We start from the raw sequence: 22,258 nt of genomic DNA on the forward strand, positions 1-22,258 counted from the left end.
TTATTAAGATAATTTAAAATTATAACTATTTAATCTTGTAGCTTTCCGTGTTGTTGTACCGAACTGACTCACCTAATAGCAAACAACAGTCTAAGGAAAGTTACTGATGCCAATGTTTCCATGAAAAACCATTAACCTGAAAAGACTGAAAGATAAGTTGCATTTAACTTCTTGACATAATCATTCTTTCAATGCCTAATCATTCAATTATTAAATTTAATGATTAGGCATTATATGAACGATACTTCTAAACAAACCCTTAATGTCGCAATTGCCCAAGTTGTTAACCACGATGACGTAATCTCTTGCAAAGATTCAGTATCATCACCAAAAACATCCATTGCTTTTGCCACTTTGGCAATAATTCAAGCGACGCTGATCTTTACCATTGTTATGGTCGGTGTTCCGTTACCTCAAATTGCAACCGAATTTGGTCTCAATCAAGCTGATTTGGTTTTAATTAACGCCGCATATGGCTTACCATTCAGTGGGTTACTTTTATTTGGCGGACGACTTACCGATAGATATAGCGGCCGAAAAATGTTTTCCTTTGGTCTGATTCTCTTTGGATTGTCGTCTTTACTGGGCGCATTTTCACCCTCTTATGAAATATTGGTATTAACCCGATTTTTGCAGGGTATAGGTGCGGCAATGACCGCACCAGCGTCTTTGGCACTGCTTAAAGAATTATTTACTGAACCGACCACATTTGGCAAAGCGATGGCTACTTGGGGGGGTGTATCTGTTCTAGGAGGTGCAGTAGGCTTTTTGGCATCAGGAATCGTCACAACATGGCTATCGTGGCGATGGATGTTCATTGTACCGATTGTGGTCGCTTTTTTAGGGGTAATACTTGTCCATAAACTTATCCCTGCCGGCAAGTTCGTAATACAGGAGACTCGTCCCGGCCTAGATCTCATTGGAGCCATACTGGCTACATTAGGTATTTCCATCGGGAGCTATGGATTAATTATGAGTATTGAACATCCGTGGAGTTCATTACTTGTCATGGCGCCACTGATTATTGGCGGACTAGCCATCATCGTATTCTTCTTCGTGGAAAAATACGTAATGCATCCACTTTTACCACCAAGATTTATTTTAAACCCTGAAAGATTGGTCGGTCTAGTCGGCATGCTTCTTGCAGCAGCAGGAATGGGGTTAATTACTTTTTTACTGTCACTTTATCTACAACAAATCAGGGGCTGGTCAACATTCGAGACCTCTGCTGCGTTCATACCCTACACTCTTGCATTGTTGACACTTAACCGTGCAGCGGGTCCTTTGGTGAACAGATTTGGTGCATTACGTGTAATGACTGCCGGTTTACTGCTTGGCAGTGTTGGTTTAGCCATGCTTGCAACACTTGATCATAGCGTTTCCTATGTATTTGGCCTATTACCCGGTTTGTTAATATTACCTGCCGGGGCCTCCCTTGTTTTTTCTGGCTGTGCCGTTTTATCCACAAGTAACGTACCGTTGCACCAGGCTGGTTTAGCAGGTGGTGTGATGAATACATCAATGGAACTAGGCCCGACATTAGGCCTTGCAATCCTTATGTCTGTAGCTTCAACACAGCAAGATGTGGTAGACGGTTATGCATGGGCTTTTGCTGTAGCTGGTATTGTTTACCTGCTAACCGCACTGGGAGCCATTATCGTATATCGTCACTCTGTTAATTGACAATAAAACACAAGCCTGTTCAACCCAAGTTGTACAGGCTACTCGCTCTGCATTTTAGTATTTATCTGGCGCAATCACCGTTTATCTTTTGTTTCTATCTGCAAGCCAGCCGCTTTCCAATCTGGAAATCCATCTTCTAACCTTCTGGCAGTAAATCCTTTCGACTGTAGTGCTGAAACCGCGCTAACAGAAAGTGCGCAGTAGGGCCCGCGACAATAGGCAACAATATCTTGATCTTTAGATAATTCTGATAAGCGGTGCTCAAGTTCATCCAGCGGGATATTGATCGCACCAGGAAGATGGCCCAAAACGAACTCTTCCATCGGACGTACATCAAGCAGCGTAACCCTTTCCTCAGAAAGCCGGATGAGCAGCTCTTCACGAGAAATAGACTCCAAACGCTCACGCTGACTCAGTGCGTCAACGACAAATTTACGCATTTCATTATGATTGTATTCAACTAATTGCCGGATAGCCGCCAACAAGTTTTCCACTGGCCCATTGCCCAAACGGTAAAATACTCTCTTTCCATCTCTTCGCGTCTGAACAAAATTCGTGCGCTTTAGATGTTGTAGATGTTGAGAAGTGTTAGCGATACTCAATCCTGTCAGTTCAGCCAAACGCTCTACCGGGCGTTCTCCTTGAGCAATGTGCTCAAGCAACATTAGCCGGTGGGGATTACCCAATGAGCGGGCCACCTCCGCAAGCTCCGAAAAAATCTCACCTTGCGCGTTTTGATTTGACATGATATTTACATTACCTCATCATTAAATATAATAATTGAATTAAATATTATCAGACTTCGACAAGTGCTTCGAGTTAAGCCTCTCCAGACAGAAGTACAGAAACGGTTTTAGTTTTATCATATTATCTATACTTATTTCAATTTAAGGATAAAAATCAAATGGATAGCGAATTTGAATTGATATATCGTACTATTTTTATTGGAATTGGCGCAACATTATTCATGGACCTTTGGGCTCTTTTCCAAAAGGTTTTTTTCAAAATACCCTCCCTCAACTACCGTCTGGTTGGTCGCTGGATTGGACATCTGTCTAAAGGGAGAATAAGTCATAACACTATCACACAATCTCCTCCTATTACTGGCGAACAGATACTTGGTTGGACAGCACATTACCTGATTGGGATTATTTTTACCTGGTTGTTTATTGTCATTATGGGAATAAGCTGGATAGACTCACCGACTATTTTGGCCTCGATTATAATGGGCGCGATTTCAACCGTTGCCCCCTTCTTTATTATGCAACCCTGTTTCGGTTTCGGATTTGCAGCCTCGAAGACACCTAAACCTCATATCGCAAGACTACGTAGCCTTGTCGCACATGTCTCTTTTGGTATCGGTTTATATCTGTCAGCCTTACTTTTAACTATTTAACACCGAAAACTGTAGTGACGTAATGAACATCCTTCCCCGATGAATAATGTACCAAATTAATGTGAACTAACTACGTTCTCGGGGAACCGCATCATGGAAACGATAAAAGTTGTGGGTATAGATCTAACCCAGCTTTCTAAGCTGCCTGTACGGCAGTGAACTGTTAAATACTAGCTTTAACCTACTGATTATTAAAGAGCATAGTTAAAAAAAGCGGAAAAACCCTTTTTATAAGCAGCGGCTAATCTCTTAAATAAATCAAAAGGTTATAATTAACCGCTAAAAAAGGGTCAAAACCAGGGGATGGTAGCTGATGCACTTAATCCATAAGAACTAAAAACGCCTGGTGTTGGTCTGTCTTCTATTGGTCCCTGTTCGACAAACAATGGAAAGCTTTGCCCTGATGATAAACTCTTAAGGCTCAGAAACGGTAAATCAGTACGTTGTTCTTTGCTTATTGGGATGCATTGCCGGGCTTGTTCCTCAGTTAACCACCTCTTTTTGATCGAACGACGACGAAGCCGCTCTACGTTACTTTTAACCTGTACCCGGCTAACACAACGATATTGAGTGTCTTGAGGTACTGGCTGGCTATCAGTCACCTCAGTATAATCCCTGAGCCCTTTTAACCAAGGTAACGCCTGTAAATCCTGCAACGCTTCGCTTGAACCGTGAATCCTCAACGTGTTCCCCAACGTTTTTCCCGCACGCGGAAAGCTGACGCCAATCCGCCCATTGCCCGCCTGCCCCAAGGCTCGATGCAGCTTAGCAAACAGCGCATCCATAAGCGTTTGCGGGCTGAACTCAAGATCAGGAAGGACGCGGATTTCAAGGTAATAATCCATCGTATCCCCTTATTCACCTTTTTCACCAAAAACACCACCACGAATCAGAATCGCCATAACGTAGTGTTGTTGCTCTACTTCTGGCGCTTTTCCTTTGACAACCCAGTTATCCAGCAGAGTATAGAAATCCTTTTTTACTTTAGGCTGACGATAAGCTTTACCCCGGCTGGTTACTGAACCATAGGGTTCAACAGCAATTGGGCCAAGAGCCAACTCAGATGCATCAGGATACCAAGTATCAATAGTGCGCAACGCATTACCTACTTTCTGTGAGTGCAACGCAGCAATTTCGTTGACCTGATACAACACTTTGCTTTTTTTACTGTTGCTGTCGAGAACTAACTCTTGAGAAGGGAAAACTTCCTGACCACAGCCCAAGCGAACAAACGCTTCAACGTTGAAGAATGTTGATCCACTACCCGCCAACCCTTCCTCAATTTCGGCAGCAAGTTTAGCCAAGTTACCTTCTGCTTTACCGAATGCACGTAAACTAAAATCTTCGCTGTTAAAGATCCACCATTCGCCACTTTTACCCTTCACACGAACCTTAATTTCTTCTGCGCCAACCCGGTTACGCCACAAAAACCGTCCATTAGCCAGATTCTCTGCATAACGGGCAGCAAGTGTTTTAAAACCGTGTTCAGCAATATAGCCGTTAATCACGTTTGCCAGTTCAGCCTGATAATCCTGATCGTTACATACCGATGGCGTTGAAAGATTTCCTAAAACCCGTAATGTGAAGCTCACTTTCAATGTATCGGCATCAAAAGGCAATGCGGCAACATCGACACGTTGCAGGTTTGCTTTTTGAATTTCCGCATCCAGTTTAGCGGGATCACTCGTCAACGCATTTTTCAAGCGGTTAGAAATCGTACCTCTGACTGCTTTTTCCTGAATAGCAATAGGCTTCCATTCGCTACTGATCTGTTCCCAATTTCCAGCAAACATTATCGCATCAGAATTAGAAAGTTTACGTTCAAACGCCAGTACAGAAGCCGTTTTAATGGTTGATTTAGACATATGAATATCCTTTTTTAAATTAATCAGTCGATTCTTACTTTTTTATTGGGTTTAGATTGACGGACGACAGCCTGCTGATTGCAGCATCGGTAGATACCCTCTTGGTAATGATGACACCAAAGTAACTGGCGAATATCATTAATACGGTGCGGACTTCTCCACTCGCCTACCCCATAAATTGCTTCAACAAAACAAAATGGCGTATTAGGATCACGGGTTTTTTCTACTTTCCCTGCGGGATATAACGGCGATATAGCCTGATAACCTGTCATCAAAGGGACTAAATATCCAGAACCGGGTTTGGGAACATATTCCCAATGTGCCGGGTCGCCAATTTCAGGTTGCTTATCTTCCTGCTTAGGAATAGCCCGCATTTTAATAGCGGAAAAATCAAGCCAGGCGTCGATCATTTCTGCCTGTGGGTTACTTTGCTTTAATGCATCGTAGTGATTGGCTAATAATTCTGAACGATCCAACAAAACAAACCCCGGCAACAGGCGACGCATTAATTTACGGGTTTCCTGTTCTCGCTGCGGAAAAGCAATAACATTTACTTTAGCAATTTCAGTGATTGTACCACCAGCTAATCTCTGAGTTTGGCAAATCTCCCATAAATACTTTTCTAAATTTCTAGCGCCTTCGTCACCATTTTCAATTTCACCAAGGCATTCAATTAATAAAGAAACCGTCATATGCATACGGCCTTCTTCATTAAATGCCGCCGTTTTTGCTTCTTTAGTTAACGGGTTTCGGGTTAATGCAAAAACTTTATCCCTAATCGGATCAGATTGATAAGCATGTAATTGGTGGTTATGACAAATAACGCCGCAATTTTCTAGTCTTAAATCATGGCTCTGCTGTAATTTACGTGAAAGTGCATGAGTAAACCCAAGAAAATGGGTGATTGCTGGAAAACCATAGGTTAAACCTGCAATTGCATTCGCGTTTTCCACTTTAATATGGCGCAAAACAATTAGATAACTCATGGCATCACCTCCGGTAATTCATCCTCAAATTCACGTAACCGTTCTTTAAACACAGAGGCCCACTCACGACGTTCAGGTAATTCCATTTCTAATCGTTCATGCTTCAAACTCTGGTTCAACCAGTAACTAAAATCTGCGGCTATTTCTTTTTTCCAGTCGCCACCTTCACGTTCAAATCGGAATTCTTTATCCAGTTGGCAACGATAAGGATCAAGCCAAAGCTGTTGAGCACGTTTTAACTCACAATCATCACTGGCACTCCAGCCTTTAAGCTCAACCTGATTCTGTACACTAGCAACATAGTTAAATAAAATATCAATAATTTCTTCAACATATGCCTGACGACTTCGCCGAGTTTCTTCCGTACATTTCTGTGCACTAAATAGAAATTGCCGCATCAACCTGACAGTGGCATAGGACAACAGAGCGAACTGACTACGCTGTTCAAAAATAGATCCGTGCCGTTTCGGAAGCTTAGTGCTACTTTGCCAGTTGGGGGCAGAGCAAGATAAAAGCCAAGTTCGTCCACCTCGTATGCTATTAAGATAAGAGATATTTTGTGGTTTAGTTCCACCTATATTCTGTATAGCAGTATTAGGATAGATAACTCTGGCTTCAGGATGCCAGTATTCTTCTTTCTTCGCCTTATTAATATCTTTAGATGACTCACCAAAACGGGCTTCGATAATATGCTGATGTATTGCATTCGCCAACGATGAAGAAAAAAGCGGGCTTAATACATGATATTCACCGGGGCTGACGGGGAAATAGAGTTGTTTTGCCAGTTTATGTGAAGAAAGTGTTTCATCTGACAAAACTTGTCGGAATCCGTTAATCCACCTCTCAAGTTGTTGCTCGTCTTCCGCCAGTTCAGCCAGTGCCGTATAATCCTTCCGATTCAGACACTCTATCAATGAATCTTTCTGGTATTCTGTTTGCAATAATTTTGCAACATCAAGAGCCGCAGCATTTCCTACAGCATCTATTGCAGGTTTATTCAAAGTGGTAATAGAAAGATACTCAATATTTTCTTTTCCGCTTACTGATGTTGCAAAAATACTACTGCCTTTTGCATCGCTATGAGTAAATTTCAAAGCATGCGTTACCAAGCTAATTTGTTTTGCCCGATTTGCGGCATCATCCAGCCAATTTCTAACTTCATAGTGCTTTTCCAATTCCTTGCGCTGTTCAGCTAGCTCTTGTTTAACCAGCGTAATATCCTCCACAGAAATTAGTTTTGCCAGTTTCTTTTCAGCCTCTTTATCAAAGGCCTCCAGCTTTGACTGCTTACGACTTTCGATATAATCGATAATAAATCGACTCAATCCATTTTCATTCATAGGCTTTTACCTACCTTATCAAAATGATTACCCAAGTGCCCGTTAAATTTAGCGCAAAAAAATGCATTGGTACATCATCAACCAATAAATATCTTCAACCCTGACTATCATCCCATGAGAAGCAAAGTATCAAGACATCCAATCATCAATGGTTATTTATAAGATAGTTTATTTCTTTAAGAGTTCAACTTATTGTTAAAAGAATGCAATACCATCCTTCCACTGAATCTTTGTATTGACTCCCAACTTCGGTGAAAAATAACATTTAATATAAATATTTTCGAAGGAAAATATATTATGTCCTTCTGGAGTTACCCTACGAATTTCAGTGTCAATTTTAGTGGTCATTTGATATTTCTCCGTTGCTGGATAACTACGTTGTATCGTACTTAACAACATATCACCAAATTGGGTTTTAGGTGTTTAGTCCCAACATTTAATTGTCAGGTTACTAAAAAAACCATTTAAAAAAAGAGTTGAATGAGTATTTAGGCATTAAAAGATCGCGAAAATGGTTTGAAAAGTAACGATTGATTAAAATAGTGTAAAATCAAGTTTAATCTGGCGTATTGAAAGTATTGTATTCTATAAATTCATTTGAAAACTTTCTTATAATAGATTATTTAACTGATTTATGAAAAAATTTATTGCCAGTTGAAAACGTTATTAAAACCGGTCCTTTTTGTAAAATAGATTGTCTGATTAAACTATTCATATTCTTATTATTCTTATTTATCCTTCTTTCAAAGGGATATGAGCCTGGATAAAACCAATTTTTATTTATCATTTTTTGCTGATGGTTTTATAACAAACAAGCAAGTTTTAAACTGTTATTAAAAGTCATTTTCTTAACCTCTGGTTTTAATCGGTATAAGGTTTTAACCTTTCTTTTACCACTTTTAATCCCTATTTTTTATTAAGTTTAATCATCATGGGACATCGTGTTTTATGTTTAACCCTCGTTAATCATATCTGCTTTTTATCTTTACTGACGCTATTTTACTGGCAATCATGAGCGGTTTTAACAAGTCATTATCCTCTGTTTTCTCTTCATAAATCAGCCGGTAAATAGCCTGATGATATTAAAGAGACTCCTTTATGTTTTTTCAGATAATCACCCCGTTCTTTCCGAGTCTAAATCCTGCCAAATTAACCGTTTTACTATTTTTTTATTACATTGTTTTTATGGCTTGTTTCATAAAATAACAGCGAGAAAAAACTTTAATATTAACCCTTTCTCTTCGTGCCAATTTCTTTTCAACTTTCTTTTAATATTTAATTGGATTAGATTAAACACAATTTACTACCCATCTGAAAAGTTTATTTATTAAGTTAAATCCGCCTGTTATATAAAAGCGTTGATTTCTTTATATTCACGATTTTAAATGATCAAGCTAGTATAAATAAACGTAGAATAACATCGCCGATAAATTAATTAAACGTAAAAGAAAGTAAGCTGTTTTCAGTCACGTCGTCTTTTTTTAAAATCGGGTATTAATGGGGATCTATTTCTTTACTCTTATTTAACAGATATCTGAGTTAATCACCGATAAAAAGGTGATTACAATCGCCAAAAACGAAGGGTTTCTATTGAACAGTTTTTTAAATCTAATCATTTTTCGGTTTCCTGCCTCGTATTTAAACTTTACTATTCTCATTAAACCGATATTTAGGTTTTCTCTTTTTCCGGCATTTTATTTTTAGGTTTAAAACCAGAGAGGTTAAAAAGATATATCCATAGAATTAAAATCAAAACCCATTGTTTTAATCGTTTTTAATACGGTTAAACGTTATTTTTTCACTATGCGATTAACCCCATTAAATGTTTTAATATAATCTCATATTTTTGTTATTAGGTTAACTTTGCCTCCTGGTTAATCGATTTAAAACTCGTTTTAAAAAAACCTTAATCACGGTTTTTACCTTTGATGATTAAAGTTTTTACCTGTTTCTTTCATAATACACTTATCCTTCTTTACCAGATTTTAAAAATACCGCATATTGTTCAGCCAATTTCACCAAACACCCCTAAAAACGGATGATAACACCATGCTTCTCCGTCATCTTTTTCCCTAAGACAGATCTCACCAAAACGTAAACTAACATCCTTTAACTCTATCTCATAAGTATCAGCCAAATGTTGATAAATCGTCTCCGTATCAAGTTCAATCCAGCTACTCACCCCCGGCGCAAACGATAATTCCGATACATAATCAAAAACTCCATTTGCTTTTATTCCTGCCGGGCCGCTGTCCAGAGCCATAAACTTCGCTTTTTCACCCTCTTCTTCAAGCCATAGATAATGCAACTCATCGGGCTCAGACTGACGAAACGGTTTATGACACTGTAATTCCGCACACCATGAAGCCTGTTCACGCCACCAGAAAGCAGCACAGTAACGATAATCATCATTAGGATCACCTTGAAGTTCTTCCCACAAACGTTGATGTTCAAGATCGACCAAATTTTCAAAAGGTGAACGCTCTCCAGCATTATCGCGTTTCTTTATTCTTGGTAATGCACTGATTAGCTCATATTGGTCATGTTCTAATAACTCGCCTAAATCATGGCTGGCAAGGAGGTAATCTTTCGACTCAAATCCTGGCCGGCAATACACTGGATGTTCTAAATCAGTCGCTTTAAGTGCCTTATAGTTTTTCATCAGAATATGCAGATTGGGTATCTTTGGCTCTTTTTGCCGATGGCGTTGAATACGTCCGGCAAGTTGTATCAGCGAGCGCATTGAACTCGGTTCAGCAATACTCCAGTCATAATCATGGTCTCTACCAACCTCTGCTACAGCAGTCGCCAATACCACAAAAATATGATGCTTTTCCGGCATCTCCTCCAATGCCTTACGGATTTCTGCCACCTGCCACAACGCCTTTTCATCGTAACGCGTTAATGTGGAATCCAACCGATGTTCAAGATGGGAACGTATCGCCAGTGGATGCTGACTGTGATAGACACAGTAATGGATATGTACATTTTTAGAAGACGGTATCTGCAATAACCGCTGTGTTACGGCAACGAGTGGATCGATGTTTGCCATGCGAATCAAACCGATAGAAACGGTTTTACCCGATGGGTGGATTTGATGGTGTTCCTTACGTAATCTCAACATGGAGTGATGCATCACCTTTGCCATGGCTTGGATCACAACCTCGTCTTTATGCTTTTCAGCCGTTATCGGCACTAATTCAGCTTTACGTAATGGCACCTTTTTTTCTAAACAGCCAACGCGCTTAACGACAAAAGCTTCATGCTGATCTTTAAACTGTTGCGCATTGGCAACATCCCGTTGCGCCACATTATATTCATCAAACCAAGCACAACAGATATTCACCGGTGCGCCTGGACGACCACATGCTAATTGGTAATCCTGACGTCCAGCCCGATAAGCGTTGAATAACGCCTGAATTAACGCCGGCGGCAATGTGGCCGATGAAAGCAATACCCGCGAACCCAAGAGTCCTGCCCAGTTCACTAATCGGCATAAAGCCGGTAAGTCGTTGATATCAAAATCATCCGGTTCATCCAACACCAGATCAGAAGTGAGTAATCTCAACATAGGTGCAATTTGCTTCCCGCCACGAATGCCTTCAGTAACCGGAATTAAATGATCGATGGTCGCCACCAGCACAGGGGCACTGAGCAGTTTATTCAGTTTATTATCTTTACTCAGCCAGTGGCTTAGGCGACCATCATCCAAGCTACCGTCATAGCTGACATACTGGTGTTCAGCAAATAGTGCTTCAGCAGATACACTGCCGGTATCAAGCTCAGGCCCTTTATGACGAAGCTGATGTAACTCTTTTACTGCCTGCGAACCAATCAGTACCGCCAAGTCATCTTCTTCCAGATGCAGTTTCTTACGTAACGCATCACCGGTTTGCAGCGTTAGCGTCCGTAACCCTAAAGCGACAGAAAAACGGCATCCCTGTTTTTCATCAGCTAGCCCATACATAATCCGTGCATTGGCAAAGGTTTTACCGCAACCCGTGGAAGCCATGTTAACACCAAAAAAGCCCTGTTCTGCTGAACGTTCGCGTAAGGCACATGCGGCATCGAACGCCTGATCCTGCCAGCGGTATTTTTCATCTTTGCTGCGTTGCTTAAATCCTTCATGACGGGTAATCGCGGGTAACGTTTTACGAAGATGCGGCAAGCTTCGCCCCAGTAGCAAAGCATTCTGCCCAACACCAATATTGTGTTCGTCTAACCGTTGTTTACACTTTCCGGTGGTTCTATCGGTATTGGCAAATGCGCCATAGTTAATATCTTGCCAACCAAGGGTTGCAGGTAATGATGAATAATGATGATCGGCCAGCATTAAGACTAATCGGGACATATGGCTGGTGAAACGCTGGTTCAAATCGCCATATTGCAATAATGATGTTGATTGCAGCGCTCTGTTCGCAAATTTCTGTGCTTTCTGGCGCCAAGTCTGACTGCGGATAGGTGTACCATTTAGGAATGTCCAGACATCACGTTTATCCTGATGACTCCAATTTTTAGCCGTCATGTTGACTGAGTTCCATGATGACTCCAACTGTTTGGTCAGCCAACTCTTAATACTTTCTAACTGTGGTTCACTGGTGTATCGCTTATTATAACGAGGATAAACGGGAAGACGATGATGCGAGAGGATCAGCCAGGCGACAGTGGTTGCTAATGGCGGTAAGTTAATAAAAGGGTTTACATAGGGATCAATACCATCCTTAATCAAGCGGGAGAGAACGTTATCCTCATCACCAGCATCTATCTGACTTAACGAGGTTAGCCACTCCCTATCATTTTGTTCCGCAACACATGCCTGAAACAGCCGCAAAGATACCCACTCATGTCGGTACGGTTGAAACTGCCCATCTCCCTGTAAACCTTGCTGGAACAACGCATTAGCTTTACCAAAATCATGAAATAGCCCGGCGATAGCGGCCAATAAGCTGATGGCTTCAACACTGTGCCAATGATTTTCATCCTGACTTTTCAGCACATCACGTTGTGTCGTATTAGTAGGTACAATTCCTCGCGGGTTAAAGCGCCGTAAATTTCCGATGATCCATAACAATTCAGTTTGGTTTCCACTCTTTATCCAATGACAGGCAACTGCGGTATTACGGCGCGCTGTTTTACGCAATAACTTACGTAAAGTATTTAAACCTTCTAATGTAATTGCCGTCTGCCAGGTTCGATCACCTTTTCGTTCAGCAAATTGATCCAATATTCGGCGGGTTTCAGTTAACGCTCGTTTATTGCATTGGGATATTAAAAGAATATTCATCGTGCTACCTGGCTCAGTTGCTGGGCGGTTGTTTGCAGTGCATCAATCATCGTGTCCAATGCATCAGATTTTTGAAATCCACTGATGCAACGTTGACGAAACTCCTGTTCATCTTCTCCAGCCATTGCCGCGATAAATGCTTGCGGCAATACCAACGCATCTTTAATCAGATCAGCCACATCGAAAACCAAACCACCACGACGGGTTTTTCCATGCAACACAGCCAGACCGTGCGGTAAACCAATTACCCAAGTCGCCACAGCCGCTAATCCGTAAGCCAGATAATTACCGTGATCGAGAAAACGGTTTGCTAAATCTACACCACCACCCCGTTTTGCCCGGAGAAAATCGCCATAGCTTACTGCCTCCGCTGCCAGCTTATATAATGCCTTAGTCATCACAGCTTCTTGCGCCATTAACTCCTGATTATTGCGACAATTTTCAAGGTTCTGCTCATAACGGGTGAGTAATGACAATAGACGCTCACGATTAAGCATAAAAGAGCTGTCCCGAAGCATTCGACTACTCAGCCAATGTTCACGGATTTGTGCAATGCGAACTTTCTGAAAAGCAATCGCTGCTGCTAATCGTTTTTCATCATCAAACCAGAAACTCACCCAAGCTTGTAAATACTCAGTAGGGCGATATTCACTTTGTGGCGTTAGCCAGGACACATCAACCTCAACATCGTTAGCCGCGAACAGCGGTGTTCCGCCGCCGCCACAAAAACCGACTAAAACACCCGCTCTGGCGAATTCACGCATTGCTGCCTGAGTAATAGAGGTCCCCGTTCCCAACATAATAACGGTGGTATTGGCGATTGGGATATTCCAATACAGTGATTGCTTTCCCTCATCAGTGACATATTCAACACGGCCACCATTCACTAATACCCGACAATATTGCAGATAATAAATATTCGAGCGTTTGGAATGCAAAATCGTTTTAAGATCACTCGGAGAGAAGTTGTTATCCATCATTGTAAGAATCACCTAATCCGATTTTTTCTCATTTGGATATCCTAGATCAAATTACTTATCTAGGACAACCCCAAAAGTTATATGAAAATGTCTCGCAACTACAGGTGAATTACCCTCACCTATTGCAGAATATGAAGAGGAATCTTACCGCCAAGACCAAAAAGTTATTCAGACTATGCAACGAGTCACTTCAATGGAAACTCACTCATTTGGAGAACGTAAAGTTAAACAAATTTATCTCTGTGATAAATATCCACTTTGTGATGAAAATAGCAATTGTTATTGGGATCACTTTTCATATGTACAAACCTCAAAACTTTGCTTCTTCCCCTGATATTCCACATCGACAGCCAGACGGCCGAGAAGCACTACAGGGATAGGATCTGACATATTGCGTTTAAGCGATGGTGTAGATTCAATATGATGAATTGAACTGGCGCTTAGGCAATAATAACCGATAACGTCTTTTGTGCCTTCCTTGCAAATAACAAATGTGCGGCTCGCGCCGAGCTTACATTATCATGTAGGCAATAGAATGGGTGTCGCTTATCTGACTCAGATATCACAGCCTTAACTGAGAACTTGTAACAGGGGACAGAGCTTCTTCTTTTTGATTTCCATTGTTATTTTCCCGATGAAGTTTCAACCACTCTATGAATGATTCTCCGCCCTCCTTTTCATCAGCATGCCTTTCTTTTTTACTCTACTCAGTGTTGCTTGCGCTACTTAGTTGCTTGACCTTTATAGCAATTTCTATTTTCCTTCTTTTCAACGTTAAACAGCTAAACTGGCTGCCCAAACTTAAGTAAATTTCCACTTGGATCAATTAGGTGGAACTCCAACATGCCCCATGGAGTTTCCGCAAGCGGAGAGACTTCAGTCTGCGCTTGTAGTTCTTGAAACACACTTTGGATATCTTTCACGAAAATATAGCAAGAAGTGTTCTCTGCAATGTACTTATCGTTACATGCCCAAAAATGGATTTCAGCTTCCCCTCTGCTAATTATCGCATATTCATTAGGAACAAAATTGTCGCAATGGAACCCAAGTTTACTTGTGTAAAAGTCAACTAATTCATCTAGATCCAATGCAGCCAATACAGGGACAGCCTCCCAATCGCTCATACATTTTCCCTTTTATTTATATATAATTTTTAAACGCTCATACAGTCATACATACCATTCACTGACCGGTAATTGGCTCACAATCACCGGGCTGCGTTGTTCGTATCTGGAGAGCATAAAAATCTGTGGGGCATGTGTCTGGTGAAAACTGAATGAAATAGTTCGACAACTCGGGTTTCTGAGAAGAGTGGCAATTGGCTAACTTACGCAACCCTCTGATAAGCACGTTTAACTGCTCATTCTATCGCTAACTGAGCAGAGTGCCCCACAGATTTTTATGTTCTCGTAGACTTCTATCGTAAACTTTGCAATCACTGGAACGAGGAAATAATGCACTAGCCCACGACGATAAAGATGAGTACACATACGAATGAATTCTCCAGCACCGTTGGAACGATGTGGTACACTCATGTGTGACAGTAAGGTGTGAATCTTAGAAAAATTGTTTATAAACATAAAGTTAGAAAGAAGTGGCGGAGGAGGAGAGATTCGAACTCTCGGATGGTTTCCCATCGGCGGTTTTCAAGACCGCTGCCTTAAGCCGCTCGGCCACCCCTCCGCAATGGCGTGCACTATAAACAGCACTAAGACAGATGTAAAGCCCTCTCTTGTTCGATTGCCGTAAATTTACTCTTTTTCACTGTTATTGGCTTATTTTCTCCGCATATATAGACTATCCTTGGGTATAAAAGTGTTTTTTGCTAAATTACTATCATCTTTTTTTGATGGTTAAACGATTATGTTGGTATTCGAAGGTCGTGAGATCGAAACCGATGCACAAGGTTATCTGAAAAATAGCAGTGATTGGCAGGAAGCAATGGCTTCATTACTCGCCGAACAAGAAAATATTGATTTAAGTGAGCAACATTGGGAAGTCATTCGTTTTGTCCGGGGATTTTATGAAGAATTTAATACATCCCCAGCTATCCGCATGCTGGTAAAAGCAATTGCACAAAAGTATGGAGAAGAAAAAGGCAACAGCCGCTATCTTTATCGCCTGTTTCCCAAAGGGCCAGCAAAACAGGCAACTAAAATTGCCGGGCTACCAAAACCGGTAAAATGTATCTGATAACAATCTGGCTCAGTGGCGGACGTTAAAGTCTGCCACATTCTCCACTACGCAGGACTGAGACGAAAAACTATCGATCCGCGCCCCCGGTGGCCCACCCTGTTCCAACCAACGAGTTAATTTATCCAGTTGCTCACTTTCACCATAAGCGACAATTTCGACACTACCATCATGCAAATTACAGACGTAGCCTGTCAGCTTATTGGATTTAGCCCAACGAAAAGTTTGATAACGAAATCCAACCCCTTGGACCCGACCATAAACATAAATGGTTAACCCATATTTCATCATAATGACCCCCTATCTATCCAGTCACCTTGCGGTATCGCTCACATATATAGTTAAGCACGCCATTCTCGGTTGTGTTTTATATTTACTACAGCTAACCTGAAATTAGGTGAAGTCGCTCTCGCAATTATTAAAGCAAGAAAATGACTTCAACTACCGGGTATGCTCTTGTAATTCACCTTATTGCCCTCATATTCGTATCAATGCAAGGTTTTTTGGGAGGTGGCTATGATTATTGCCAGCAAATTCGGTCTCGGCCAACAAGTACGTCACAAGCTTCTGGGTTATTTGGGCGTTATCGTAGATATTGATGTGGAATATTCTCTGGAACAACCCCAAGAAGATGACATTGCATCCAATGCAGCCTTGCGTTCTGCTCCCTGGTATCATGTTGTGATGGAAGATGACGACGGCCAGCCTGTACATACTTATTTAGCCGAAGCACAATTATCCTATGAAGCATCCGATGACCATCCAGAACAACCTTCCCTAGATGAGTTAGCAGAATCCATCCGTAATCAGTTACTGGCCCCACGACTGCGCAATTAATCTATATTATATTCCTCGAAAGGCAGTTACTGGGTTTTTAAACTGCCTGTACGGCAGTGCACAAAAGAGATGAGTTAACTCTTGAGTCACTTAATTTCTAAGCTGCCTGTACGGCAGTGCACATTGTAGGCTATGCAGAAGAAGCAACGGTCCATTTCTAAGCTGCCTGTACGGCAGTGCACATGTCGCTCCGGCGGGCTCTACTCCCCCTGTATTTCTAAGCTGCCTGTACGGCAGTGCACTGTGGCAATTTTGGCTATCTCAATCTCCATACTTTCTAAGCTGCCTGTACGGCAGTGCACTTGTAGAGGATTAATTATGTTTGGCAATTGGTCTTTCTAAGCTGCCTGTACGGCAGTGCACATCTAACCCCCTTTATTTATTCTAATAGCTCATTTTCTAAGCTGCCTGTACGGCAGTGCACTAATTAAAATAAGTAGAGGTGAGTTTTAATTGTTTCTAAGCTGCCTGTACGGCAGTGCACGCCTTTTATCCCAATCATCTTTCTCTGCTGTATTTCTAAGCTGCCTGTACGGCAGTGCACGCCGAAGTGACATTCACATTTATTAATTCCAATTTCTAAGCTGCCTGTACGGCAGTGCACTGTTGCATATTACCTCTAACCTGCTGACTATCAAAGAGTATAGTTATAAAAAATGAAAAAACCCTTTTTATAAGGGCTAATTTATTTTACTTTAAAATCAAAATGTTATTGATTGGCGATAAAAAAGGGTCAACATTAGGGTCCGTAGAAATACGGTATCTTATAGCAATATTTGGAACCCAAGCGCCATTTTGCCATCTAGCGCCTTAAATTCGTGCAACTTAGACATCAGCGCCAAATTCCTTTCACTCATTGATGAACAACCGAACAGAGGTAAACCGAAAAGATATTACTTTTCTAACCCTAATCTTGGGATTTCAATTTTCGGACAGTGATCCATAACAACTTCCAGACCTGCTTCCTCCGCCAACTTTTTCGCTTGTTCGTTAATAACACCAAGTTGCAGCCAGAGCACTTTTGCTTTGATATCTATAGCTTCTTGAGCGATTCCATATGCAGCTTCAGCATTGCGGAATACATCTATCATATCAACAAGCTGAGGAATATCAGCTAATTGCCCATAAACGTGTTGCCCAAGCAATGTTTGTCCGGCAAGTTTCAAGTTGACAGGAATAACCTGATAGTCTTGTTCCAATAAATAAGCCATAACTTTATAACTTGGACGATCAATTTTCTCACTGGCCCCTACCAACGCAATAGTTTTCACTCGTCTCAATATGTCCGCAATTTGCTGATCACTCATTTATTACTCCTTAACAAAATCCAGTATTTTCATTTTGTTTATTCAGCCAAAGCAATACTTTAAGGCTTACGCTGAACAGGTACATTTAATCGTTCTAGTTGATGCACAAATATAGATGGATTTTTCTTGTCCTGCATCAACCAAACCTGCTTTTTCGCCCGGGTTAATGCAACATACAAAAGACGGCGTTCTTCCGCATCAGGAAATTCCTCCGGTTGTGGCAATAAAACCAGCTCCATCACTGATTCCCTTGCCGGTGCAGGAAAACCATCTTTCCCCTGATGCAATCCAAGAATAATCACATAATCCGCTTGTTGTCCTTTCGAAGCATGGATAGTCATAAACTCTATTTTAAGCTTAGGCCAGCGAGTCGCTGCTTTTCTTAGTAGTTCAGGTTGCAAGTGGTGATAACGTGCCAGCAATAAAATTGTTTCCTGTTCGGTGACATAACCACTCATTTTATTCAATAAAGGTTCAAGCTGATCTTCTGGCAGGATGACAACAGACTTTTTGTTACCTTTAGTCAAACTGTTTAGTTGCTTCCTCAATTGATTTGGGTTTTGTTGCACAAATACATTAGCAACTTCACCAATCCGATCATTAAATCGATAAGAGGTATCCAGTACACATTCAGTGCCTTTGCCAAAATAATCAGCAAATGCAGTAGTCAACATTAACTCCGCGCCACTGAAACGATAAATTGCCTGCCAGTCGTCCCCTACAGCAAACAAGCAACTTTGGCTGTTTTGCGCCCGCAATGCAGCGAGCAATTTAGCCCTTAATGGTGAAATATCCTGAAATTCATCGACCAGAATATGCTTCCACGGGCTGATAAATCGCCCTTTCTCCAGAATATTCACTGCCTGATGAATCAACCCTGAGTAATCAACAGCGCCTTCTGTTTTCAATTCAGATTTCCACGCTTTTAGTAAAGGCCCCATCAAGCGAATGCATTTTTGAAACTGATCCAGATACTCTTCCTGAGCCTGCTCTGTCATAGCCTTCTGGCTGCCACCGTGCATGCGCATTAAACTCAGCCAGCACTCAAGCCGGCCTGACAAACGGTTAGCAAGCTGTTCATCACACCAAAATTCACCTTCCGGCACTTGCCATTTCAGCTCCTCGGTCAGCCATTCCCTCCACCCCTTAGCTTGTGCTTTTTTCTCACTGCATTGCTGTTGCCAGTGTTTAATCAGAAAATCTCTTCTTTTTTGTTCGTCAGTTTCTAATATGCTGATTTTAAGCGCTTTATTACTTTCTTGTTGAATGATATACAGCGCCAGAGCATGAAACGTTTTCGCTTTGATATCTTTCACACCAAGACGAATCTGAATCCGTTCGTTCATTTCATCGGCTGCCTGATTACCAAACGCTAACAGTAATATTTGTTCAGAAATTGCCTGTTGACGAAGCAACAACCACCCCGCTCTCGCCACCAGCACAGATGTTTTTCCACTACCCGCACCAGCAAGAACCAGCACTGAACTTTCACTATTCACAACCGCCAGGCTCTGAGAAAGGTTGAAAGGAGATGTTTCTATCCGCTGAAAAAAGTCACAGTGTTGTTCCAATATACGTTCTGTCCATTGCAGATTGATCTTTTCAACAGCCTTTTCACCATTCTCAAGCCAGCGCAAACAAATTCGATACCCGTCCCGGCAATTATCAAATTGCTCCAGACGCTGTAATGGCAACGGTAAAGCCTGAAATGCTGCCTGAATCCGCTGCTGTAACTGAAATAAATCCGCTTTTTTAAACCAGTGATCCTGCTGCTCAATCTTATTGATTTCATTAACCTGAGCCGCCAGTACATCAGCACTGACATCACTCATTTCCTGGCTCCATTTCTGCCATTCATCAAGCAGATAATGGTAAAAACGCTGAGTTTGCCGCCATTCAGTGCCATGAAGGCGAATAGCTTGCCCGCCGGGCAGTTCAAACTCCAACTCACCCCAGACAATGCCCCGCCTACACTGAATATCAATTAGCTGGTTAAATGGGATAAGGTATCGATGCTTCTCACCACTGACTTCGATACCCGCATTCAGCAGACGCACCCGGTTATAAGGATGTTGAGCAAGGCGTTGGCCAATTCGTGTTGCTTTAAGTTCCATTATCGTAGCGCCATACCTGAAAAATAGTTTAACTCTGTCTTATAAAGGTTTTTTATCACTAATAAACCTTTTATTATAATGGTTATTTATGGCCGTTATCATTACCTCAGAGGTATTTTGTGCTAACTGTTTCCCCCGGTCCGCGCCGTTTTCTTTATAACAGTCATCTTCTGTATTATGTCCGCATCCTGATCGCCCTGACTGGAACAACATTAGTGCCTTGGTTTCTGGATAAAGAACCTAAAATAACCATACCATTGACCTTGGGCGTTGTCGCCGCAGCACTGGCTGATCTTGATGACCGTCTGATTGGCCGTTTACGTAATCTGGTGATCACGCTGATTTCTTTCTTTGTCGCATCAGCTTCTATTGAGTTACTGTTCCCTTATCCCTGGCTTTTCACCATCGGGCTGGCGTTATCCACCTGTAGCTTTATCTTACTGGGTGCCCTTGGGCAGCGCTATGCAACTATTGCGTTTGGCGCGTTACTGATTGCGATTTATACCATGCTGGGCGCGTCTATTTTCCCACTATGGTATCAGCAACCGCTATTATTGCTGACAGGGGCAATCTGGTATAACCTGCTCACCCTCACCGGCCATTTACTGTTCCCTATCCGCCCGTTACAGGACAATCTAGCGCGTTGCTATCAGCAACTTTCAGCTTATCTTGATGCCAAAGCTAACCTGTTTGATCCTGATATAGAAGAAGAATACCAGCAATCTGTCGTTAATGCGGCAATGGCAAACGGTAATTTAGTGAACACACTAAATCAAGCCAAAACCTCCTTGCTAACCCGTCTGAAAGGCGATCGCGGCCAGCGTGGAACCCGCCAAACTCTGCATTATTACTTTATTGCACAAGATATTCATGAACGGGCAAGTTCATCTCATGTGCAATACCAAAGACTGCGGAATAGTTTCCGCTATAGCGATGTTCTGTTCCGGTTTCAACGTCTTCTCGCCATGCAAGCCCGTGCTTGTAAACAAGTTGCTCAGTCGATACTTTGGCACAAGCAATATCAGCACAACCCACGCATTGAACGGGCATTTAATTATTTGGAAAGTTCCCTGCAACAACTCAATGAACAACAGAAACATAATCTCAAAATTACTGCATTATATAACCTGCTGAAAAACCTGCGAGCGATTGATGCGCAATTATCAGGCATTAGTTCTGGGCAGTACAATCTTTCCAAAGAAAGAAAAGATGAGACCCAATTATCTGATGAACATTTAACTGGCTGGCGAGATATCCGTCTAAGGATCAGTCGTCATCTGACACCACAATCCGCTTTATTCCGCCATGCGATCCGTATGTCTGTTCTGTTGTGCAGTGGCTACGCCATGATCCAATTGCTGGATCTACAACGCGGGTACTGGATTTTACTCACCAGTCTGTTCGTTTGCCAACCCAACTACAGCGCTACCCGCCGCCGTTTGGCACTGAGAATAATAGGTACCGTTGCCGGAGTATTAATCGGCCTGCCAATCCTCTACTTTGTGCCATCTATTGAGGGACAATTGGTACTGATTGTTATCTCTGGGGTATTGTTTTTCGCTTTCCGTAATATTCAGTATGCGCACGCGACCCTGTTTATCACACTATTGGTATTACTATGCTTCAATTTGCTGGGTGAAGGCTTTGAAGTCGTATTACCTAGGATTGTTGACACATTAGTTGGCTGTGGTATCGCCTGGTTAGCAGTAAATTTCATTTGGCCAGACTGGAAATTTCACCAGTTACCACAAGTGATAAGCCGGACGATGGACACCAATTGCCGCTACCTCGATGCCATTTTAGTTCAATATTATCAGGGAAAAGATAATGGCCTGAGCTACCGAATTGCCCGCCGTGATGCTCACAATAGTGACGCGGAGCTGGCATCGGTTATTTCAAACATGTCTGCCGAGCCGAAAAGTTATCAAACTTCCCAAGAAGAAGCATTCCGACTACTGTGCCTGAATCACACCATGCTGAGTTACATCTCTGCGCTGGGGGCACACCGGGATAAATTGGATAACAAAGTTATTCTGGATATTATGAATGATGCGATTTGTTATGTCGATGCAACATTAAAACCGGCATTAATAGATGATGATAGAATTGAGCAAATATCTGTCAATATAGCGAAAAGAATTGAGCAAACCCCAGCAAAAAGAGATAGTAAAGAACAGCTGGTATTGCAACAAACAGGTTTATTAATAGGGTTGTTGCCTGAAATTGTCATTCTTATTAAACAAATTAATCAATCATAACCAGATTGATATACT

The 22,258-nt window shown here is 41.8% G+C and carries 16 protein-coding genes, 1 tRNA gene, 1 pseudogene and 1 CRISPR repeat array; of the genes and pseudogenes, 5 read left to right on the forward strand and 13 right to left on the reverse strand.

What is annotated here, in order from left to right; translation table 11 throughout:
• Positions 1-234 precede the first annotated feature (234 nt).
• On the forward strand, positions 235-1,683 hold the full coding sequence (locus tag ABR397_RS03155; protein WP_350304437.1) for an MFS transporter: 1,449 nt from the start codon (positions 235-237) through the stop codon (positions 1,681-1,683).
• A gap of 74 nt (positions 1,684-1,757) precedes the next feature.
• Here the strand turns inward: ABR397_RS03155 and ABR397_RS03160 are convergent, their stop codons facing one another.
• Positions 1,758-2,429, reverse strand: a complete 672-nt coding sequence (locus ABR397_RS03160; RefSeq protein WP_350304438.1) for an ArsR/SmtB family transcription factor — start codon at positions 2,427-2,429, stop codon at positions 1,758-1,760.
• A 158-nt stretch (positions 2,430-2,587) separates the two neighbouring features.
• Here ABR397_RS03160 and ABR397_RS03165 point away from each other — a divergent pair, with 158 nt between their 5' ends.
• Complete coding sequence (locus ABR397_RS03165; protein WP_350304439.1) at positions 2,588-3,079, forward strand: DUF2938 domain-containing protein; 492 nt, start codon at positions 2,588-2,590, stop codon at positions 3,077-3,079.
• A gap of 290 nt (positions 3,080-3,369) precedes the next feature.
• On the opposite strand, the gene cas6f is transcribed toward ABR397_RS03165, so the two are convergent.
• The 9 genes and pseudogenes from cas6f to ABR397_RS03210 form a co-directional block, all read right to left on the reverse strand.
• On the reverse strand, positions 3,370-3,924 hold the full coding sequence (gene cas6f, locus ABR397_RS03170) for a type I-F CRISPR-associated endoribonuclease Cas6/Csy4 (RefSeq protein WP_350304440.1): 555 nt from the start codon (positions 3,922-3,924) through the stop codon (positions 3,370-3,372).
• Between the two features lie 9 nt (positions 3,925-3,933).
• Entirely contained in the window at positions 3,934-4,944 is a 1,011-nt protein-coding gene (gene csy3 / locus ABR397_RS03175; RefSeq protein WP_350304441.1) for a type I-F CRISPR-associated protein Csy3, read from the reverse strand.
• Between the two features lie 23 nt (positions 4,945-4,967).
• The gene (csy2, locus tag ABR397_RS03180; protein WP_350304442.1) at positions 4,968-5,930 is read right to left on the reverse strand and encodes a type I-F CRISPR-associated protein Csy2; all 963 of its coding nucleotides are present in this window, start codon (positions 5,928-5,930) and stop codon (positions 4,968-4,970) included.
• A complete protein-coding gene (csy1, locus tag ABR397_RS03185) occupies positions 5,927-7,270 on the reverse strand; it encodes a type I-F CRISPR-associated protein Csy1 (protein ID WP_350304443.1) in 1,344 nt (447 codons plus the stop codon). Before csy1 ends, csy2 begins: the two co-directional genes overlap by 4 nt.
• 2,005 nt (positions 7,271-9,275) lie before the next feature.
• Positions 9,276-12,554, reverse strand: a complete 3,279-nt coding sequence (cas3f, locus tag ABR397_RS03190; RefSeq protein ID WP_350304444.1) for a type I-F CRISPR-associated helicase Cas3f — start codon at positions 12,552-12,554, stop codon at positions 9,276-9,278.
• The gene (gene cas1f / locus ABR397_RS03195; RefSeq protein WP_350304464.1) at positions 12,551-13,531 is read right to left on the reverse strand and encodes a type I-F CRISPR-associated endonuclease Cas1f; all 981 of its coding nucleotides are present in this window, start codon (positions 13,529-13,531) and stop codon (positions 12,551-12,553) included. The genes cas3f and cas1f overlap by 4 nt, the downstream gene beginning before the upstream one ends.
• Before the next feature lie 327 nt (positions 13,532-13,858).
• Positions 13,859-14,044: pseudogene (locus ABR397_RS03200) on the reverse strand (GNAT family N-acetyltransferase); the annotation flags it as partial.
• Between the two features lie 272 nt (positions 14,045-14,316).
• Positions 14,317-14,658 carry a bleomycin resistance protein gene (locus ABR397_RS03205; protein ID WP_021323994.1) on the reverse strand — a complete coding sequence of 114 codons (342 nt, stop codon included), beginning with the start codon at positions 14,656-14,658 and terminating at the stop codon, positions 14,317-14,319.
• A gap of 471 nt (positions 14,659-15,129) precedes the next feature.
• Positions 15,130-15,217: transfer RNA gene (locus ABR397_RS03210), tRNA-Ser, on the reverse strand.
• Positions 15,218-15,397: 180 nt separating this feature from the next.
• Here ABR397_RS03210 and tusE point away from each other — a divergent pair.
• Positions 15,398-15,727, forward strand: a complete 330-nt coding sequence (gene tusE / locus ABR397_RS03215; RefSeq protein WP_021326537.1) for a sulfurtransferase TusE — start codon at positions 15,398-15,400, stop codon at positions 15,725-15,727.
• Between the two features lie 12 nt (positions 15,728-15,739).
• Here tusE and yccX read toward each other — a convergent pair whose 3' ends face one another.
• The gene (gene yccX / locus ABR397_RS03220; RefSeq protein ID WP_350304445.1) at positions 15,740-16,018 is read right to left on the reverse strand and encodes an acylphosphatase; all 279 of its coding nucleotides are present in this window, start codon (positions 16,016-16,018) and stop codon (positions 15,740-15,742) included.
• A 225-nt stretch (positions 16,019-16,243) separates the two neighbouring features.
• Here yccX and hspQ point away from each other — a divergent pair, with 225 nt between their 5' ends.
• Complete coding sequence (gene hspQ, locus ABR397_RS03225) at positions 16,244-16,564, forward strand: heat shock protein HspQ (RefSeq protein WP_021326539.1); 321 nt, start codon at positions 16,244-16,246, stop codon at positions 16,562-16,564.
• 34 nt (positions 16,565-16,598) lie between these two features.
• Positions 16,599-17,168: a CRISPR direct-repeat array (repeat unit 28 nt; unit sequence TTTCTAAGCTGCCTGTACGGCAGTGCAC).
• A gap of 289 nt (positions 17,169-17,457) precedes the next feature.
• Here hspQ and ABR397_RS03230 read toward each other — a convergent pair.
• Complete coding sequence (locus ABR397_RS03230) at positions 17,458-17,871, reverse strand: CoA-binding protein (protein ID WP_350304446.1); 414 nt, start codon at positions 17,869-17,871, stop codon at positions 17,458-17,460.
• Positions 17,872-17,930: 59 nt separating this feature from the next.
• Positions 17,931-19,985: a DNA helicase IV gene (gene helD / locus ABR397_RS03235; RefSeq protein WP_350304447.1), complete on the reverse strand. Its 2,055-nt coding sequence runs from the start codon at positions 19,983-19,985 to the stop codon at positions 17,931-17,933.
• Between the two features lie 119 nt (positions 19,986-20,104).
• Between helD and yccS the strand changes: the two genes are divergently transcribed.
• Entirely contained in the window at positions 20,105-22,243 is a 2,139-nt protein-coding gene (gene yccS / locus ABR397_RS03240) for a YccS family putative transporter (protein ID WP_350304448.1), read from the forward strand.
• The last annotated feature ends 15 nt before the right edge of the window (positions 22,244-22,258 follow it).

The sequence above is a fragment of the Photorhabdus viridis genome (genome assembly GCF_040256935.1).
Taxonomy (GTDB): Bacteria; Pseudomonadota; Gammaproteobacteria; order Enterobacterales; family Enterobacteriaceae; genus Photorhabdus; species Photorhabdus viridis.

Coding starts and splice junctions, on each gene's coding strand:
- ABR397_RS03155 (WP_350304437.1), top strand. CDS start 235: ATGAACGATACTTCTAAACAAACCCTTAATGTCGCAATTGCCCAAGTT.
- ABR397_RS03160 (WP_350304438.1), bottom strand. CDS start 2,429: ATGTCAAATCAAAACGCGCAAGGTGAGATTTTTTCGGAGCTTGCGGAG.
- ABR397_RS03165 (WP_350304439.1), top strand. CDS start 2,588: ATGGATAGCGAATTTGAATTGATATATCGTACTATTTTTATTGGAATT.
- cas6f (WP_350304440.1), bottom strand. CDS start 3,924: ATGGATTATTACCTTGAAATCCGCGTCCTTCCTGATCTTGAGTTCAGC.
- csy3 (WP_350304441.1), bottom strand. CDS start 4,944: ATGTCTAAATCAACCATTAAAACGGCTTCTGTACTGGCGTTTGAACGT.
- csy2 (WP_350304442.1), bottom strand. CDS start 5,930: ATGAGTTATCTAATTGTTTTGCGCCATATTAAAGTGGAAAACGCGAAT.
- csy1 (WP_350304443.1), bottom strand. CDS start 7,270: ATGAATGAAAATGGATTGAGTCGATTTATTATCGATTATATCGAAAGT.
- cas3f (WP_350304444.1), bottom strand. CDS start 12,554: ATGAATATTCTTTTAATATCCCAATGCAATAAACGAGCGTTAACTGAA.
- cas1f (WP_350304464.1), bottom strand. CDS start 13,531: ATGGATAACAACTTCTCTCCGAGTGATCTTAAAACGATTTTGCATTCC.
- ABR397_RS03205 (WP_021323994.1), bottom strand. CDS start 14,658: ATGAGCGATTGGGAGGCTGTCCCTGTATTGGCTGCATTGGATCTAGAT.
- tusE (WP_021326537.1), top strand. CDS start 15,398: ATGTTGGTATTCGAAGGTCGTGAGATCGAAACCGATGCACAAGGTTAT.
- yccX (WP_350304445.1), bottom strand. CDS start 16,018: ATGATGAAATATGGGTTAACCATTTATGTTTATGGTCGGGTCCAAGGG.
- hspQ (WP_021326539.1), top strand. CDS start 16,244: ATGATTATTGCCAGCAAATTCGGTCTCGGCCAACAAGTACGTCACAAG.
- ABR397_RS03230 (WP_350304446.1), bottom strand. CDS start 17,871: ATGAGTGATCAGCAAATTGCGGACATATTGAGACGAGTGAAAACTATT.
- helD (WP_350304447.1), bottom strand. CDS start 19,985: ATGGAACTTAAAGCAACACGAATTGGCCAACGCCTTGCTCAACATCCT.